The following is a 17,958-nucleotide window of genomic DNA, read 5'->3' as shown; positions in this document are numbered from 1 at the left end:
GCCAGGACCCCGTCAGGCGTAGCTCAGCGCCCGGGCCTTGCCGCGGAACACGCGGTACGAGAACACCGTGTAGCCCGCGATGGCCGGCACGGTGATCGCACAGCCGATGGCGATCACCGCCAGCGACTCGGTCGCGCTGGCCGCCTGCCACACCGTCAGCCGGTCCATCACCACGTAGGGGAACAGGCTGTAGGCCAGGCCGGTGGCGCCCAGGCCGAACACCGCCACCGTGGCGGCGAACGGCAGCCAGGCCAGGCGGTCCAGCACCAGGCGGCTGTTCAGCACCACGCGGGCGGCCACCAGCGCGACCAGCGTGATCAGCGGAATCGGCAGCAGCGCGATCAGCTCGGGCATCGCGAACCAGCGCGCGCGCACCGTGGGGCTGACCAGCGGCGTGGCCAGCGACACCAGGCCCATGCCCAGCACCACTGGCGGCCAGGCGATCTTGGCCCAGACCACCGCGCGGCGCTGCAACTCACCCTCGGTCTTCAGGATCAGCCAGGCGGCGCCCAGCAGCACATAGGCGGCCGGCAGCAGCAGCGCGATGGCCGCGGCGAACAGCGTGGACAGCGTGGTGTCGCTCAGGCCGGTGATGTAGCGGCCCAGCATCCAGCCCTGGGTGGCGGCGGCCAGTGCGCTGCCGGCGAAGAAGGCGGCGTTCCAGGCCGGCTTCCAGGGGTCCTGCGCCTTGGCGCGGAAGTCAAAGGCCACGCCACGCAGCACCAGACCCACCAGCATCAGCGCCACCGGCAGGTACAGCGCCTGCAGCACCATGCCATGCGCCTTCGGAAAGGCGATCAGCAGGATGCCCACGCCCAGCACCAGCCAGGTCTCGTTGGCGTCCCAGAACGGGCCGATGCTGGCGATCATCGTGTCGCGCTCGGTGGGCGTGGCGCGCGGCAGCAGCATGCCCACGCCCAGGTCGTAGCCGTCCAGCACCACATAGGCCAGCATGGCCACGCCCATCAGGCCCAGGAAGACCACGGGCAGCAGCGTGTCCCAGTTCATGCGTTCACCTCCAGGCCAGGCTGCCCGGGCCGCCGCGGCGGCGCCAGCGCGGCTTCGCCCTTGCCGGCCATGTGCAGCAGCACCGCCACATACGACACCAGCAGCGCGGCATACAGCGTCAGGTACATCGCCAGCGTCAGCGCGATCTGCGGCGGCGGCACCTGGCTGGCCACCTCCGATGTGCGCAGCAGGCCATAGACGATGAAGGGCTGGCGGCCGATCTCGGTGACGTACCAGCCCGCCACCGTGGCCACCCAGCCACTGAAGGCCATGCCGCTCAGGCCCCACAGCAGCGGCCGCGGCAGGCGCTCGGCCACCCAGGCGCGGCGCCGGTAGAGCCACAGCCCTGCCCAGCTGAAGCCCAGCATCAGCAAGCCCATGCCCACCATCACCCGGAAGGCCCAGAACACCGGCGCCACCGGCGGGTGGGCGCCCTCGAACTCTGCCAGCCCGCGGATTTCACCATCGGTGCTGTGGCGCAGGATCAGGCTGGCGCCCTTGGGAATGCCCACGGCGTAGCGGTTCTCGCGCGCGGCCTCGTCCGGCCAGGCGAACAGCAGCAGCGGCGCGCCGCGCTCGGTGCGCCACACGCCCTCCATGGCGGCCAGCTTGGCGGGCTGGTGTTCCAGCGTGTTCAGGCCGTGCAGGTCACCCGCGGCGATCTGCAGCGGGATCAGCACCGCGCCCAGCGTCAGGCCCACGCGCAGCACCTTGGGCGTGCTGGCGTTGGCCTGGCGGCGCAGCAGCTGCCAGGCGCTCAGGCCGCTCAGCAGGAAGGCCACCGTCAGCCCGCTGGCCAGCAGCATGTGGGTCAGCCGGTAGGGGAAGCTGGGGTTGAAGATCACCTCCCACCAGCTGGTCACGAAGAACGCGCCGTCGCGCAGTTCCACCCCGGCCGGCGTCTGCATCCAGGAGTTCAGTGCCAGGATCCAGAAGGCGCTCATCGTGGTGCCAAAGGCCACCAGGGCGGTGGCCAGCAGGTGCACCCGCTCGCTGACCCGGCCGTGGCCGAACAGCATCACGCCCAGGAAGGTGGCTTCCAGGAAGAAGGCGGTCAGCACCTCGTAGCCCAGCAGCGGCCCGGCCACGTTGCCGGCGCGCTCCATGAAGCCCGGCCAGTTGGTGCCGAACTGGAAGCTCATCACGATGCCGCTGACCACGCCCAGCGCAAAGGTCAGCGCGAACACCTTGGTCCAGAAGCGGTAGGCGCCCAGCCAGGCGCTGTCCTGGGTGCGCAGCCAGCGCAGGCGGAAGAACAGCAGCACCCAGCACAGCGCGATGCTGATGGTGGGAAACAGGATGTGGAAGGTGATGTTGGCGGCAAACTGCATGCGCGCCAGAAGCAGGGCGTCCATGGGGAATCCTCTGTGAGGTTCAGTCGTTGCCGCGGGCCTTGCCCTTGAGCCGGTCCTTCAGCGCCAGCACGCGCTGCACCTGGGCGCCCATCTTCATCAGCTGGCCCAGCGTGGCAGCGTCCAGCTTCTGCACGTCGTCGAACCAGGTGGTCATCAGCTCGATCAGGTCGTGCATGCCCTTCATGCGCTGCTGGGCGTGGCGGTCCTCGTCGGTGGTGGGCTCTTCCAGCAGCGCATTGCGCAGCATCGACAGCGTGGGCTCGATCTCGCGGCGGCGGCGCTCCTCGGCCAGCGTGCGGAACACCTCCCAGGCGTCGCCCGGGGCCTCGAAGTACTCGCGCCGGTCACCGGGCAGGTGGCGCAGCCGCACCAGGCGCCAGGACTGCAACTCCTTCAGGCCCATGCTGACGTTGCTGCGGCTGAACTCCAGCTGCTCACCGATCTCGTCGGCGTTCAGCGGCCGCTGCGACACATAGATCAGCGCATAGATCTGGCCGACCGTGCGGTTGATGCCCCAGCGGCTGCCCATCTCGCCGAAGTGGGACACGAAGCTGCGGACCAGGGGCGACAGATTTGACATGCGGCAAGTCTGCTTGAATTTTCAGAAATTTGTGAAAATTCAGAAAATGACCCGGCTGCGCTCCGGGTTGATCGCGCCGGCCGGGCCGCCGCCTGGCGGGTCGTCTAGCGCCCCGCCGAGGGCGCAGACAAGGCCCGCGCCAGCACCGCCTGGTAGCTGGCAAAGCGGTGCACATCGTCGTGCGCCGCACCCGGGATCACCACCAGCCGTGCCTGCGGTGCCTGCCGCGCCAGCGCCTGGCTGTGCGCCAGCGGGATCAGCCGGTCCTGGTCTCCATGCACCAGCAGCACCGGCGAGCGCACCTGCGCCAGCGCCTGGTCGCTGCGCAGCGGGTAGCGCAGCAGGGCCGAGGGCACCCAGGGGTAGTGCTGCGCGGCCAGCGCCTGCATGCTCTCGTAGGGCGACACCAGGATGGTCAGCGCCGGCTGGTGCCGGGCCGCCCAGGCCGCCGCCAGTCCGGTGCCCAGCGAGCGGCCGTAGACGATCACCCGCAGCCCCGCATAGCGCGCCGCCACCGACTGCCACACCGCCTCGACATCGGCCTGCAGCTGTGCCTGCGATTCGATGCGCCCGCTGCTCTTGCCAAAGCCGCGGTAGTCCATCATCACCAGGTCCAGGTTGGCGCGGCGGTAGGGGCCGCCGTCGGTGAACCACTCCTTCAGGTGGCCACTGTTGCCGTGCAGGAAGAAGACCACGCCCTCCGGCCGCGGCCGGCGCAGCTCCAGCACCGACAGCCGCGCGCCGGGCACGTCCACAAAGCGCTCGCTGACATCGGCCTCGCGCGACAGCGGCTCCGAGTCGGCCAGCGGCACCGGGTGGAACAGCAGCCGCTCCTGGCCGAACCACAGCGCCACCAGTGCCAGCGCCCACAGCAGGACGGCCAGCACCGCCAGCCCGGCCACCCATCGCGCACCGCGCCACAGCCGCAGCAGCGGCGCCACGGTTCGTGCGTTGGCGAGCGGGGAACGGGCGGTGGGCGGCATGCAGGGGCTCCGGAAACGCGCCACGCGGCGCATCGTGGCATACGCCTGAGGCGCCCGTCTGGATGCACCTCGCCTGTCAGGGCCCCGCGCCCGGCTGCAGCGCCGCCACCGCCAGCGCAAAGCTGGCGAAGGCGCCCACGGTGCTGAGTAGCACCACCTGCGCCAGCCGCCCCGGCTCGGCGCCATAGCGCTCGGCCAGGATGGGCACGTAGCTGGCGCTGGGCAGCGCGGCCACCAGCACCAGCACCACCGCGGCGAACGGGTCCAGCGGCAGCCCGGCGGCGCGCGCGGCACCGCCGGCGGCCAGCACCACCAGCGGGTGGACGATCAGCTTGAGCGCCACGATGTCCCAGGCGGCCGGGGGTCGCGGCGCGCCCGGCGCGCGCTGCATCGGCCCGCGCGCCAGCATGCCGCCCAGCGCGAACAGCGCCACCGGCGACGCGGCGTCGGCCAGCAGCTCGACGATGCGCCACACCGGCGTGGGCGGCCGCCAGCCCAGCGCCGACAGCAGCGTGCCGCCCGCGATCGCCCAGGGCAGCGGGTTGACCGCCATGCCGCGCAGCGCGCGCGCCAGCGCCGGGCGCACGCCGCCCGGGTGGCCCAGCTGCGACAGCGCGATGCACAGCGAGCTGGTCAGCACCATGTCCAGCGCCAGCGCCACGATCGACGGCGCCGCGGCGCGCGGGCCCAGCAGCGCCACCAGCAGCGGCACGCCCATGAAGCCGCTGTTGGGGAACACCGCCAGCAGCGTGCCGAAGGCGGCATCCGGCCAGCGCTGCCCCTGCAGCCGGGCCAGTGCCACCGCCAGCACGCTCATCAGCGCCGCGCAGCCCAGGTAGACCGCCACCACCGCACCGTCCAGCAGCTGGGCGATCGGCGTGATCGCGCTGAAGCGCAGCAGCATGCAGGGCAGGGCGAAGAACAGCACGAAGCCGTTCAGGCCGGGAATGGCCTCCAGAGCCAGCAGCCCGCGGCGCGCCATCAGCCAGCCCAGCAGCACCAGCCCGAAGAAGGGCGTGGTGACGGTCAGGATGGCCTGCATCAGCCGCGCACCTGGCGCCAGCCGGCCTCGGCCATGCGGCGCGCGCGGGCGCCGGTGGCCTCGGCGTCGGCCGCGGCGGCATTGCCCTGGCGCGCGCGCGCCAGGATGCCCTGCAGGATGGCCGCCATGCGGAACATGTTGAAGGCCATCAGCCAGTCCATCGTCGCTGCATCGGGGCCGGGCCGGCCGCCCAGGTAGCGCGCCAGGTGCGCGGCCTCGTCGGGCAGGCCCAGCGCGGCCAGGTCGTGGCCCTTGAGGCCGCGGAACTCGTCGGGCGTGACACGCCAGGCCATCAGGTGGTAGCTCAGGTCGGCCCAGGGATGGCCCAGCGTGGACAGCTCCCAGTCGATCACCGCCAGCACGCGCGGCTCGGTGGGGTGGAAGATCAGGTTGTCCAGGCGGAAGTCGCCGTGCACCAGCGTGCCGGGGTGCTCGTCCAGGCCGGCGGGCAGGTGGGCGGGCAGCCAGTCGATCAGCGCCTCCATCGGCGCGATGTCCTCGGTCTGGCTGTCGCGGTACTGGCGCGTCCAGCGGGCGATCTGCCGCGACAGGTACTGCTGCGGCTTGCCGTGGCCGCTCAGCCCGGCGGCGGCCACATCCACGCGGTGGATCGCGGCCAGCGCGTCCGCCATCGCGGCGTAGAGGGCGGCGCGCTCCGCCGGCGGCAGGCCCGGCAGCGCCGGATCCACGAAGACCCGGCCGTCCACATGTTCCATCACCACGAAGGTGGAGCCGATCACCGCCGGGTCCTCGCACAGGCCCCCCATGCGCGGCACCGGCACGCCGTGGCCGGCCAGCGCCGCCATCACGCGGTGTTCGCGGTCCACCGCATGGGCCGAGGCCAGCAGCACGCCCGGCGGCTTGCGGCGCAGCACCCAGCGGTGCGCGCCGGCCTCCACGCGGTAGGTGGGGTTGGACTGGCCGCCAGCCAGCCGGCTCAGGCGCAGTTCGCCGTCGAAGGCGGCCACGTGCGCGCGCAGCCAGGCGGCCAGGCGCTGTTGTTCGTCGGGGCTCATCGCGGGTCCTTCACAGGCTGCCCACCAGGTGCCCGCCATCAACGGCCAGCACGCTGCCGGTCATGAAGCGGCCGCCCTCGCCCGCCAGCAGCAGCAGCGGGCCGTCCAGATCGGCCGGGGTGCCGAAGCGCTTCTGCGGGATGCGCGCCATCAGGCGCTGGCCGGCGCTGGAGGCCAGGAAGTCGCGGTTCAGTTCGGTGGCGATGTAGCCCGGCGCCAGCGCATTGACGCGGATGCCGTGGGGCGCCAGCTCCAGCGCCATCGCCCGGGTCAGCTGCAGCAGCGCGGCCTTCGAGGCGCAGTAGGGGGCCACCCCGCCGGCCACCCGCTCGCCGGTGATCGAGGCGATGTGGATGAAGGCGCCACCGCGGCCCGCGGCCACCAGCCGGCGCGCGGTCTCCTGGCCCACCAGCCAGGCGCCCTTGAGGTTGGTGTCCAGCACCTGGTCGTAGTCGGCCTCGGTCTGCTCCAGCAGCGGCCGGGACACCGCCACGCCCGCATTGCAGACCAGCAGGTCCGGCACCGCGCGCCAGGCGGCCACGGCGCCCAGTGCGTCGCGCACCGAGGCCGCATCGGTCACGTCCATCGCCACCGCGAAGGCCTGGCCGCCGGCCGCGCCGATCTCGTCGACCAGCGCCTGCAGCCGCTCGCGGCGCCGCGCCGCCACCGCCACCGCCGCGCCGGCCGCGGCCAGCGTGCGCGCGAAGTGCCAGCCCAGGCCGCTGGAGGCACCCGTCACCAGCGCGGTGCGGCCAGCCAGAGAAAACAGATCGCTCACGCCGGCAGCCCCTTCATGATGCGCTTGGCCAGGCTCCAGCGGTGCACCTCGGACGGGCCGTCGTAGATACGGAAGGCGCGCATGTCGGCAAAGATGCGCGCCACCACGGTTTCCGACGTGGTGCCCTGCCCGCCCAGCACCTGCACGCAGCGGTCGGCCACGCGCCACACGGCTTCCGAAACGATGACCTTGGCGCGGCTGGACTCGGCCAGCCCCAGCTCGCCCTGGTCCAGCACCCAGGCGGCCTGCCAGGTGGTCAGGCGGGCCAGGTGCAGGTCCATCGCGTTGTCGGCCAGCATGAAGCCCACGCCCTCGTGGCGGCCGATCGCCTGGCCAAAGGCCTGGCGCTCGCGCGCATAGGCGCTGGCCACCTCGTGCGCGCGGCGCGCCGCGCCCAGCCAGCGCATGCAGTGCGTCAGCCGCGCCGGCGACAGCCGCACCTGCGCGTAGTGGAAGCCCTTGCCCACCTCGCCCAGCACGTCGTCGCGGTGCACGCGCAGGCCCTCGAAGCGCAGCACGCCGTGGCCGCCGGGGAAGCAGCGGTCCAGCGTGTCCATGTTGCGCTCCAGCACGATGCCCGGCGCATCCATCGGCGCCAGGAACATGGTGGCCCCCGCCCCCGGCACCATCGCCATGATGATGGCCACGCCCGCGCCGTCGGCGCCGGTGATGAACCACTTGCGGCCGTCGATCACGAAGTGCTCGCCGTCGGCCCGGGCGGTGGTGGCCAGCATCGACGGGTCGGAGCCGGCGCCCGGTGCCGGCTCGGTCATCGCAAAGCACGAGCGCAGCGTGCCGGCGGCCATCGGGCGCAGCCAGCGTTCCTGCTGCGCGGGTGTGGCCACTTCCTGCAGCAGGTGCATATTGCCCTCGTCGGGCGCGAACACGTTCAGCGCCACCGGGCCCAGCAGCGAGGTGCCGGCCTCTTCAAACACCACCGCGCGCTCCACATGGCCCAGGTCCCGGCCGCCGAAGTCGCGCGCCACATGCGGCGTCAGCAGGCCGGCGGCGCGGGCGCGCGCCACCAGCTCGTCGCGCAGCGCCGGCTCGGGGCCGTGGGCGCCCTGGCGCGTGTCGGATTCGAGCGGGATGACCTGCTCGTCGATGAAGCGGCGCACGCGCGCCTGCAGCTCGGCCAGTGCCGGCGGGAGGGAGAAGTCGATCATCGGAGGTCCTTGAAAGCAGTCAGGCCGAGCATCAGGAAGCGGCGCGCCAGCGCGCCTCGGCCTCGTCCCAGGCGGCCAGCGGTTGCAGGTCGGGCACCCAGGCCAGGCCGGACTTGGCGTCGGACGACACGGCCTCGGGCGTGACCACCACGTCCAGCAGCGCGGGCAGGCCCAGGTCCAGGGCCTTGAGCGCGCGGGCGATGGCGCCGGGCAGGTCTTCCGCGCGCTCCACCCGCTCGCCATAGGCGCCCAGCGCCCGCGCCAGCATCGCATGATCGGCGAACTGCAGTTGGGTGCCCACCACCTTGCCGTGGGTCTCCTGCTGATCGCGCACCTCGATCGCCCAGCTGCCGTTGTTGGCCACCACCACCAGCACCGGCGCGCGGTGGCGCACAGCGGTGTCCAGCTCCAGCGCGTTGAAGCCGAAGGAGCCATCGCCGGTGGCCACCAGCACGCGTCGGCCCGGGCAGGCCAGCGCCGCGGCCACGCCAAAGGGCGTGCCCACGCCGATGCAGCCCAGCGAGCCCGGGTCCAGGTAGGTGTCGGCCGGCAGGCCCACGCGGGCAAAGCTGAGGAAGTCGCCGCCATCGGCCACCACCACGGCGTCGGCCGGCAGGGCCTCGCGCAGCGCGGCGATCACGCGGTTGGGGTGCATGCGGCCGTCGCTGCCGGCGGGCGCGGCGGCCATCGTCTGCAGCAGCTTGGTCGAGCGGGCCACGTGCTGCTCGCGCAGGCCGGCGGCCCAGGCGCGGTCGGTGGCGGGGGCGCGCTCGCCCGCGGCCTGCAGCAGCGCGCGCACGGCCGCGGCCGGGTCGGCCAGGATCTCGGCGGCGCCGCGGCGGTTGTCGCGCAGCTCGGCGGCGCAGTCGGCGATGCGCACGAAGCGGGCATCGCCAAACACCGCGGGCGAGCCATAGGCCAGCTGGAAGTCCAGCCGCCGGCCCAGCGTGAGCACCACGTCGGCCTGCTGCATCACCGCGCCGCGCATCGCGGCCACCACGCTGGGGTGCGACTCGGGCACCAGGCCGCGGCTTTCGCCGGTGTCCAGGTAGACGGCGCCCAGGCGATCCAGCAGCGCACGCAGCTCGGGCCCGGCGCGGCGCGCGCCGCGGCCGCTGATCACCAGCGGGCGCTTGGCCGACCACAGCACGTCCACCGCGCGCTGCACCGCGGCCTGGTCGGGCCCGGCCACGGTGGCGGGCGGCGGGTTGAACAGCTCGGGCAGCTGCACCGCGGGCGAGACCCGCGCGCGCAGCACATCCACCGGCACGTCCACGAACACCGGGCCGGGCTCGCCGCCCTGGCCCAGCGCGCGGGCCACGGCCTCGTCCAGCGCGCTCAGCAGCAGGTCGGGCTGGCGCACGGTGCGGGCGAAGCGGGTGAGCGGCGCCACGAAGGCGCAGTGGTCCATGTCCTGCAGCGCGCCGCGGTGCTCCTGCGCGCGCGGCGGCGTGCCCGACAGCACCAGCACCGGCGCGCGCGCCACATGGGCGTTGGCCAGGCCGGTCATCGCATTGGTCACGCCCGGGCCGGCGGTGACCAGGGCCACGCCCAGGCCGCCGGTCAGCTCGGCGTGGGCGTGCGCCATGTAGACGGCGGCGCGCTCGTCGCGCACGTCGATCAGGCGGATGCCCTCGGCGTCCAGCCGCATCCAGGTGGGCATGATGTGGCCGCCGCACAGCGCGAACACGCGGTCGACGCCGCGAGCCTTGAGGAAGCGGGCGATCAGCGCGGCGGCGCTGTCTTCAGTGACGGTGGGAGTGCTCATGGTGAGGCCCTTCGGAACGGTCCCCGGACTGTAGCACTCTGAATTCAGAGTACAAAAGACAGGGATTCCCCGAATGCATTCTGAATTCAGCATTCTAAAATCGGCGCCATCTCGACGGAGAAGCCCATGAACCACCTGCTGACCCTGGCCGACGCCGTGGCCGCCCATGCCCGCCTCACCCCCCACAAGCTGGCCGTGCGCGATTCGCGCCGCAGCCTGAGCTACGCCCAGTGGCACGAACGCGCCTGCCGCCTGGCCAACGGCCTGCGGGGCCTGGGCCTGGCCAAGGGCGATCGCGTGGCCCTGCTGGCCTACAACAGCGCCGAGTGGATGGAGCTGTACGCCGGCCTGGCCGCTGCCGGCCTGGTGGCGGTGCCCATCAACTTCCGCCTCACCGCGCCCGAGATCGCCTACATCGTGCAGCACGCCGAGGCCCGCGCGCTGATCGCCCAGGACGAGCTGACCGACCGGGTGGACGCCGTGCGCGCCGAGCTGCCGGTGCCGGCCGACGGCTACGTCGCCTTCGGCCCCACCCTGCCCGCCGGCTGGCGCAGCTACGAGGGCCTGATCGACGCCGCCCGCCCCGCTGCCCCCACCGGGCCCGTGACCCCGGGCGACCCCAGCGCGCTGATGTACACCTCGGGCACCACCGGCAAGCCCAAGGGCGCGATCCGCAGCCACGAGGGCAGCACGCTGATCGCGCTGGCCACCGCGCTGGAGATGCGCTTCACCCGCGACGACACCGCGCTGCTGGTGATGCCCATGTGCCACGCCAACTCGCTGTACTTCAGCCACACCTTCGCCCACCTGGGCGCCACCTGCGTGATCGACGACCGCCGCAGCTTCGACCCCGAGGCCCTGCTGGCCACGCTGGCGCGCGAGCGCATCACCTTCACCTCGCTGGTGCCCACCCACTACATCATGATGCTGGGCCTGCCACCCGAGGTGAAGGCGCGCCACGACGTGAGCCGGGTGGAGAAGCTGATGATCTCGTCCGCCCCGGCGCGCAAGGACACCAAGCTGGCCATCCTGGACCACTTCCGCAACGGCCAGTTGTATGAGCTGTACGGCAGCACCGAGGCCGGCTGGGTGACGCTGCTGCGCCCCGAGGAGCAGATCGACCGCCTGGGCTCGGTGGGCCGCGAGTGGGCCGGCTCGGGCGCCATCCGCCTGCTCGACGCCGACGGCCACGAGGTGCCCGACGGCGAGGTGGGCGAGCTCTTCTCGCGCACCGCCTATGTCTTCGACGGCTACTGGAAGAACCCCGAGAAGACGGCGGAAGCGTTCCGCGGCCCCTGGTGTTCGGTCGGCGACATGGCCCGCCGCGACGCCGACGGCTACATCCACCTGGTCGACCGCAAGAGCAACATGATCATCAGCGGCGGCGAGAACGTCTACCCTTCAGAGGTGGAAAGCGTGCTGGGCGCGCACCCCGCCATCAAGGACATCGCCGTGGTGGGCGTGCCGCACGACAAGTGGGGCGAGGCCGTGCACGCCGTGGTGGTGCTGCACCAGGGCGCCGCCCTCACCGAGGCCGAACTGCTGGACTGGTGCCGCCCGCGCATGGCCGGCTACAAGCGGCCGCAGACCGTGCGCTTCGTCAGCGAAGAGCAAATGCCCCGCACGGCCACCGGCAAGATCCTGCACCGCCTGCTGCGCACGCCGCAGGCCGCCTGAGCCGCGACACGCACCCGTGATGGGGGCAGACCGCTACACTGGCGTGGCATTCCGGATTCGGCATTCAACATGAAGCCCCTGACCACCCAGCCCAACCTTGTCGAGCAGGTGCGCGACGCCATCCTCGAGGAAATCGCCGCCGGCCATTTCGCTCCCGGCGACCGCATCATCCAGGAGCAGCTGGCGCAGGCGCTGGGCGTGTCGCGCCAGCCGGTGCAGCAGGCGCTGGTGCTGCTGCGCAACCAGGGCGTGCTGCAGGACGCCCCTGGCCGCGGCCTGCTGGTGGCGCCGCTGGACCCCAACCACGTGCAGCACATGTACGACATCCGCGCCGCCATCGAAGGCCTGGCCGCCCGCCGCGCCGCCGAGCTGGGCGCCGAGCGCGCCGCCAAGGCCGGCCCCGCGCTGATCGAGGCCGGCCGCAAGGCCGTGGCCGCCGGCTCGGTGGCCAAGCTCATCGCCGCCGACATGAAGTTCCACGAGTTCATCTACGGCCTGTCCGGCAACCCGCTGATCGCCCCGGCCCTGGAAACCCACCTCACCTACACCCAGCGCGTGATGGGCGAGGTGCTGATCCGCGACGAAAAGCCGCGCGACATCTGGGACCAGCACGCCGAAATCCTGGACGCCATCGCCACCGGCAACGGCGACCGCGCCGAAGCCCTGGTGCGCAGCCACCTGCTGCAGGCCGCCCAGTTCATGGTCAACCGGGTGCGCGCCAAGACCGCCACACCTTGATGCTGCGCGCCGTCGAGTCGGTCATCTTCTTCGTGGCCGACATCGACGCCGCCGCCGCCTGGTGGGCCGATTTGCTGGGCAGCACGGTCGGCCACGAGAACCCCCAATTCGCCTTCGTCCGCGGCCCGGGCGGCGTGGTGCTGGGCTTTCACCCGGCGGACGCCAAGTGCCCAGGTGGCATTGGCGGCACCACCGTTTACTGGGAAGTGGACGATCTGGATGTGGCGGTGCAGGAACTGCAGCGCCGAGGGGCGCGGCTGCACCGAGGACCGATGCGCACGGACTTCGGGGCGGGGGTGGCGATGATGGTGTGTCCGTGGGGGTGTACGGTGGGGCTGAACCGGGTGACGGAAGAGTCATGCCAGGCGATTACCGCGACAGGTAATTTCGGTGGCAGTTAGGGGCCCTTGCTATGCCACAGCAGCTTGCAACAGGGATCGCGTACGGAAACGTAGCTGTCCCGCTAAGCGGAATCCAATCCTGCATGCTGCTCACTAACGCTATCGTCCGGCGGGCAATCCGTACAAGTCAGTGGCAACAGCGGACATCCCGGTAGCAGTGAGTCGGCGATGATTTCGGAGTTAGGATACCAACAAGAGCCGTGCAATAGGCAGGCTAGGTTGGGGCTGAGTGGCTAGACTGTCCCGCATGTCTCGCATATGCTCCATTCGGGTGATGCTCAACATAGCGAATTACTGGGGAAAAAATGCCAAGCAAAGTAGTATCTCCGGCACAGCAAGGCTCCAACGTCCAAAATGAAAAGATCCTCAGGCGGTTCCTGCTTGCACAAGATAGCCTGGTCTACCAAACAGCGGACCTCTCGTTAGGTTCCCTGTCGGGAATGATGTCTCCGCGCGAAGGAGGCGAGGCGGCAATCAACCTAGACCCTGATTTCCAACGTCGGGAAAGATGGTCACCTGACAAACAGTCCGGACTTATCGAATCCTTCCTGCTTAATGTTCCGGTGCCGCCTATTTATCTTGCCGAAGATGAATACGGTAAATACTCTGTAGTCGACGGTAAGCAACGACTTACAGCCATTCGGGCATTCATGGCAGAGAACCTTGAATTACGCGATCTCGAGAAGTTCGTCGAACTTGAAGGCCGAACTTTCGCCACTCTGCCCGAGGCACTTCAGAATTCACTCAATATTCGTCCATATGTGCGTGTCGTCACTCTGCTTAAGCAATCAGATCCTACCTTGAAGTTCGAGGTCTTCACCCGCCTTAACCGAGGTGGGGAGCCAATGCTTCCACAGGAACTTCGGAAGGTTGCTTATCGAGGAGCGCTAAGTGATCTCGTCTTCGATTTGTCGGACTCGCAGTTCTTGCGTGAGCAACTCAAGATAATTTCTAGCAACTCACCCGCGTACAAGAATATGGAGGACGCTGAGTATGTTTTGCGCTATTTTGCGCTCAGGAGTTCGTGGCAAAGCTTCTCCGGTAGCCTGCGAGGGGAGTTGGATGGCTACATGATAAAAAACCAGCACAGCAAACCTGCACAGATTAAGTCCCTACGACGAGATTTCCTGAGATCCCTTAACGGTTGTCAAAGTATATGGGGCGAACACGCCTTTAAGCGCCACACAGGGACTGGGTGGCGCTCGCAGTTTCTTGCGGGCATGTACGATGCGGAGATGTTGGCAATTGGGGAGCTGAACGATTCACAACTAGAAAAATCGATCAGAAAATCGGCGACTGCCGTGAAGCGCACAGCAGCTCTTTTTACTGATCCAGTATTCGAGAAATCTGTTCGACAAGGGACAAATACTCCATCCTTCGTGCGTACTCGAATAAAGGCGGTAACCGAGCTTCTCAAGGCGCTTTGACATCACCATGGGTGCAAGAGCCTCTCTGCTGGAGACATTGGCAGTTCTGAAGGACTGCCTTAATGACCCTGCGCTTGTAGACACAGTGCCTAATGGTCTTGCTCACAATGCTCGAGCGCGGATGTTGCGGCAGGGGTTGGCAGTGCTAATCTTCTCGACTGTCGAGACATTCATTAGGGAGCGCACAGGCGAGGTCTTGCGCTCGTTTGATAATCCGTCACTTGTATTCTCTGACCTGTCTCCGGCGCTTCAAAAGGCAACTACCATTGGTGCCCTTGATGGTGTCCGTTTTAGGCTGAAGCTTCAGCCGGTTGCAGACAAGATATCGTGGCTCGTAGCGAATTTGGTTCCTATATCCAGCGCGTTAACCAATGTGCAGAACCTCTCAGATCATTCGTTTGGTTACTCTGCTTCTAACATTGCCGAGAACGATGTTAAGGAAATTCTCAGGTCCTTTGGGGTAAATGATCCGTGGAGCCAACTGACATCGCTAACGGCTAGGTTCGGTATCGCCATACTCGACGCGGAGGCTGAATTTTCTTCCATTAAAAAGAGACGACACTCTTCTGCTCATGCGTTGACTGGCCAGGTCCTTTACGCAGACCTTCAGGACTCGGTTAGATCATCGCTGGCGATTTGTCTTGCATTCGATTTACTACTTTCTCACTCGGGAGCCTTGGTAAATGCAAAGGAAGGGGCCGGACAGGGTGGGCGGCCTCAGCTGCTTCACAGCGATATCGAGATGGTTTTTGTTGATCCACGAAGTCGGGCTCCTAAATTCCTTGTAAAAAAGGAGCGGGTTCAGCCACCCGCGGTCACAGCACGAACGACACTGAGAATATTTCCGAGTGAGCAACTTGCAATAGCTTATGGCGAGCAGTATGCCAAAGCTAGAAGGCGTCAGTTAGTTATTCTTGATGCTATGGCCATCCCGTCGAATTGGGTAACTTGGTGAATTGGGCGCTCAGAAAGTCTACTTGTTGGGTGTCAGTCTCAATTATGGAGCAGGATCATAATTCGACGAGGGCTCAGACCGCCTTCTCCGCTTCGGTGCTGCACGGTTGCCATCGATACTGAACTCTGCGGAAGAAAAGTTTCGTTTCTGAATGGCGTCAACTTACTGACCTAGTCAGCGGGCTCCGCAGGACCACTTCAGTTGCGAGGCCACCCCTCCCCTCTCCCCCTCACCTCCCATACAACACCTCCGGCAACCACAACCCAATCCCCGGGAACAGGTACAGCAGCACGATCGCCACCACCTGGATGCCCATGAAGGGCAGCATGCCGGCGAAGATCTGGTTCAGGGTGACGTGGGGCGGGCTGACGCCCTTCAGGTAGAAGGCGGCCATGGCCACCGGGGGGCTGAGGAAGGCGGTCTGCAGGTTCAGCGCCACCAGCAGGCCGAAGAACAGCGGGTCGACGCCGAAGTTGTCGAGCAGCGGGATGAAGATGGGCATGAAGATCACGATGATCTCGGTCCACTCCAGCGGCCAGCCCAGCAGGAAGATGATCACCTGACTCAGCACCAGGAACTGGGTCTTGGTCAGGTTCATCGACATCACCCACTGCTCCACCAGCTCCTGCCCGCCCAGCAGCGCGAACGCCGCCGAGAAGATGGCCGAGCCGACGAAGAGCCAGCACACCATCGCGCTGGTCTTGGCGGTCAGGAACACCGATTCCTTCAGCACGCCAAAGGTGAACTGCCGGTAGGCCACGGCCAGCAGGAAGCCGCCGAAGGCGCCCACCGCGGCGGCCTCGGTGGGTGTGGCCAGGCCGAAGACGATGGAGCCCAGCACGGCCAGGATCAGCACCAGCAGCGGGAAGAAGCTGCTGAGCAGCATCTTGAACACTTCCAGCCGCTGGAAGCTGAGCAGCGCGTACAGCGCCACCAGCGCCACCGCGCCCACGCCGGTGCCGATCCAGAAGCCCTGGGTGGCGGGGGTGCGTGTGCGCGGGGCATCAGCCGCGGCCGCACCGGCCGGGCTGGCCAGCGTGCCGCCGCTGGCGCCGGGGGGTTCACGCACGCCGCTGGTGGCGCCAGGAGGCTCGGCCAGGCCGCCGGGTGCGGCGCCCGGGGGTTCCTGCAGACCACCGCCGGCCGATCCGGGCGGCTCCTTCAGGCCACCTCCGGCGGCGCCGGGGGGCTCCTGCAGACCGCTGCTGCTGGTGTTGCTGCTGCTGCCAGGGGGCTCTTGCAGACCGCCGCTGGTGGGCGGCTCGCGCAGGCTGGTGGACGCGCCAGGCGGCTCCTGCACGCCGGTGGCGGCGCCCGGGGGTTCCTTCACGCCGTCTGCGGCCCCCGGCGGTTCTTGCACACCGGCGCTGGCCCCCGGCGGCTCGGCCACGCCGCCGCGCTGCACCGCGGCCGGCGCGTTGCTGTCGTCGCTGGGGCTGGTGTTCAGGTGCCAGGCCAGGCCGGTGGCCAGCGCAAACACCAGCGCGGGCAGCAGGGCCACCAGCAGCTCGCGCAGCAGCAGGCCCATGGGCACCTTGGCGTTGCGCGGGCCGGCCAGCGCGCGCAGCAGCGCGGGCAGCGCCAGCGGGCTGAAGGCGCGGGCCAGGTCTTCGCTCAGCGGGGGCAGCGGCACCAGGCGCTCGGCGGCGCTCAGCGGCGGCATCAGCGCGGGCTTGAGCTTGGCTAGCACCACCACGTAGACGATGTACAGGCCGGCCAGCATCAGGCCGGGGAAGAAGGCGCCGGCATACAGCTGCACCACCGACACCCCGGCGGTGGCGCCGTAGACGATCAGCATCACCGACGGCGGGATCAGGATGCCCAGGCAGCCGCCGGCGGTGATGGCGCCGGCCGAGATGCGCACGTCGTAGCCGCCGCGCAGCATCTGCGGCAGCGCCAGCAGGCCCATCAGCGTGACCACCGCGCCGACGATGCCGGTGGCGGTGGCAAACACCGCGCAGGTGAACAGCGTGGCCACCGCCAGCGAGCCCGGCACCCGCGCCAGCGCCAGGTGCAGGCTGCGGAACAGGCGCTCGATCAGGTTGGCCCGCTCCACCAGGTAGCCCATGAAGACGAACAGCGGGATCGAGATGAGCACGTCGTTGCCCATCACCGCAAAGGCGCGCTGCACCATCAGGTCCAGCGTCTGCGTCACCGCGCCACCCACCGTCTGCCCGCCCGAGTGGTAGGCGAAGAAGGCGAACAGCATGCCCATGCCCATCAGCGTGAACGCCGTGGGAAAGCCCAGCATGATGGCCACCACCACCAGCGCCAGCATCAGCAGGCCGTAGTGGCCGTTGGTGAGCTGGTCGGCGCTCAGCATCATGGCGGCCGCACCAGCCATGATCAGCCCCATCAGCGTGAAGCCGAACCAGAGTTCCTTGCGCAGCTTCATCGGGCCTTCTCCTGCGCAGCGGGGGCGGCGCCGGTGACAAAGCGGTCCAGTGCGGCGATGTCCTCGTCCTTCACGTGCACCATCTGCTTGAGCTTGTCGACGTCCACCTCTTCCACGTCCTGCTCACGCGATGGCCACTCGCCGGTCTTCAGGCAGGCCACGCAGCGCACGATCTCCACCACGCCCTGCAGCAGCAGCATCCCACCGGCCAGCGGGATGATGAACTTGAACGGGTACAGCGGCAGCGGCGTGGCCGAGAAGGTCTTCTCGCGGATGGCCAGCGATTCATTCGCGTAGGTCCATCCGGCCCAGGTCAGCGCCACGATGCCGGGCAGGAAGAACACCAGGTACAGCAGCAGGTCGATGCCGGCCTGGGTGCGCGGCTGGAAGAAGCCGTAGAGCACATCGCCGCGCACATGGCCGGCCTTGGCCAGGGTGTAGGCGCCGGCCATCATGAACAGCGTGCCGTACAGCATGATCTGGCCGTTGAGCGCCCAGTCGTGCGGGTTGTTCAGCACATAGCGGCTGAACACCTCCCACGAGATGCCCAGCGTGAGCAGCACGATGGACCAGGCGAAGAACTGGCCGATCCAGGTGGACAGCCGGTCAACGGCAAGCAGCAGCTTCTGCATGGGGGGCGCGGCCAGGGGCCGGGTGGGTGGGCGAGGT

16 protein-coding genes are annotated in these 17,958 nt (G+C 68.9%); 5 read left to right on the top strand and 11 right to left on the bottom strand.

Annotated elements, in window-relative coordinates; translation table 11 throughout:
* Nucleotides 1-12 precede the first annotated feature (12 nt).
* From KAK07_RS20080 to KAK07_RS20040, 9 genes are all read right to left on the bottom strand, one after another.
* Entirely contained in the window at nucleotides 13-1,008 is a 996-nt protein-coding gene (locus KAK07_RS20080; protein WP_210855332.1) for a cytochrome d ubiquinol oxidase subunit II, read from the bottom strand.
* The gene (locus KAK07_RS20075) at nucleotides 1,005-2,363 is read right to left on the bottom strand and encodes a cytochrome ubiquinol oxidase subunit I (protein WP_210855334.1); all 1,359 of its coding nucleotides are present in this window, start codon (nucleotides 2,361-2,363) and stop codon (nucleotides 1,005-1,007) included. Before KAK07_RS20075 ends, KAK07_RS20080 begins: the two co-directional genes overlap by 4 nt.
* 19 nt (nucleotides 2,364-2,382) lie before the next feature.
* A complete protein-coding gene (locus KAK07_RS20070; RefSeq protein WP_210855336.1) occupies nucleotides 2,383-2,943 on the bottom strand; it encodes a GbsR/MarR family transcriptional regulator in 561 nt (186 codons plus the stop codon).
* Between the two features lie 104 nt (nucleotides 2,944-3,047).
* Nucleotides 3,048-3,926, bottom strand: coding sequence for an alpha/beta hydrolase (locus KAK07_RS20065; RefSeq protein ID WP_210855338.1), 879 nt, complete (start codon nucleotides 3,924-3,926; stop codon nucleotides 3,048-3,050).
* Nucleotides 3,927-4,002: 76 nt separating this feature from the next.
* Entirely contained in the window at nucleotides 4,003-4,968 is a 966-nt protein-coding gene (locus KAK07_RS20060) for an AEC family transporter (protein ID WP_210855340.1), read from the bottom strand.
* Entirely contained in the window at nucleotides 4,968-5,984 is a 1,017-nt protein-coding gene (locus tag KAK07_RS20055; protein ID WP_247661213.1) for a phosphotransferase family protein, read from the bottom strand. Before KAK07_RS20055 ends, KAK07_RS20060 begins: the two co-directional genes overlap by 1 nt.
* Nucleotides 5,985-5,994: 10 nt before the next feature.
* Nucleotides 5,995-6,762 carry an SDR family NAD(P)-dependent oxidoreductase gene (locus KAK07_RS20050; RefSeq protein WP_310738634.1) on the bottom strand — a complete coding sequence of 256 codons (768 nt, stop codon included), beginning with the start codon at nucleotides 6,760-6,762 and terminating at the stop codon, nucleotides 5,995-5,997.
* Nucleotides 6,759-7,925, bottom strand: a complete 1,167-nt coding sequence (locus tag KAK07_RS20045; RefSeq protein ID WP_210855435.1) for an acyl-CoA dehydrogenase family protein — start codon at nucleotides 7,923-7,925, stop codon at nucleotides 6,759-6,761. Before KAK07_RS20045 ends, KAK07_RS20050 begins: the two co-directional genes overlap by 4 nt.
* 34 nt (nucleotides 7,926-7,959) lie before the next feature.
* Nucleotides 7,960-9,696, bottom strand: a complete 1,737-nt coding sequence (locus tag KAK07_RS20040) for a 2-hydroxyacyl-CoA lyase (RefSeq protein ID WP_210855344.1) — start codon at nucleotides 9,694-9,696, stop codon at nucleotides 7,960-7,962.
* Between the two features lie 126 nt (nucleotides 9,697-9,822).
* On the opposite strand from KAK07_RS20040, the gene KAK07_RS20035 reads away from it, so the two are divergent.
* The 5 genes from KAK07_RS20035 (at nucleotide 9,823) to KAK07_RS20015 (ending at nucleotide 14,894) form a co-directional block, all read left to right on the top strand.
* Nucleotides 9,823-11,373 carry a class I adenylate-forming enzyme family protein gene (locus KAK07_RS20035; protein ID WP_210855346.1) on the top strand — a complete coding sequence of 517 codons (1,551 nt, stop codon included), beginning with the start codon at nucleotides 9,823-9,825 and terminating at the stop codon, nucleotides 11,371-11,373.
* 69 nt (nucleotides 11,374-11,442) lie between these two features.
* Nucleotides 11,443-12,111, top strand: coding sequence for a GntR family transcriptional regulator (locus KAK07_RS20030; protein WP_210855347.1), 669 nt, complete (start codon nucleotides 11,443-11,445; stop codon nucleotides 12,109-12,111).
* The gene (locus tag KAK07_RS20025) at nucleotides 12,111-12,512 is read left to right on the top strand and encodes a VOC family protein (protein ID WP_247661215.1); all 402 of its coding nucleotides are present in this window, start codon (nucleotides 12,111-12,113) and stop codon (nucleotides 12,510-12,512) included. Before KAK07_RS20030 ends, KAK07_RS20025 begins: the two co-directional genes overlap by 1 nt.
* A gap of 305 nt (nucleotides 12,513-12,817) precedes the next feature.
* Nucleotides 12,818-13,939, top strand: a complete 1,122-nt coding sequence (locus KAK07_RS20020; RefSeq protein WP_210855351.1) for a DUF262 domain-containing protein — start codon at nucleotides 12,818-12,820, stop codon at nucleotides 13,937-13,939.
* Nucleotides 13,940-13,946: 7 nt separating this feature from the next.
* Nucleotides 13,947-14,894 (top strand): HEPN domain-containing protein, encoded by a 948-nt coding sequence (locus tag KAK07_RS20015; protein WP_210855353.1) that lies wholly within the window; start codon nucleotides 13,947-13,949, stop codon nucleotides 14,892-14,894.
* Between the two features lie 229 nt (nucleotides 14,895-15,123).
* Here the strand turns inward: KAK07_RS20015 and KAK07_RS20010 are convergent, their stop codons facing one another.
* Nucleotides 15,124-17,289, bottom strand: coding sequence for a TRAP transporter large permease subunit (locus KAK07_RS20010; RefSeq protein ID WP_210855355.1), 2,166 nt, complete (start codon nucleotides 17,287-17,289; stop codon nucleotides 15,124-15,126).
* Nucleotides 17,286-17,921, bottom strand: a complete 636-nt coding sequence (locus KAK07_RS20005) for a TRAP transporter small permease subunit (RefSeq protein ID WP_210855358.1) — start codon at nucleotides 17,919-17,921, stop codon at nucleotides 17,286-17,288. The genes KAK07_RS20010 and KAK07_RS20005 overlap by 4 nt, the downstream gene beginning before the upstream one ends.
* Nucleotides 17,922-17,958 lie beyond the last annotated feature (37 nt).

Origin of the sequence: Ideonella alba, from assembly GCF_018069875.1 — a bacterium.
Lineage (GTDB): Bacteria > Pseudomonadota > Gammaproteobacteria > Burkholderiales > Burkholderiaceae_C > Ideonella > Ideonella alba.
This window is presented reverse-complemented; position numbering and strand designations above follow the sequence as displayed.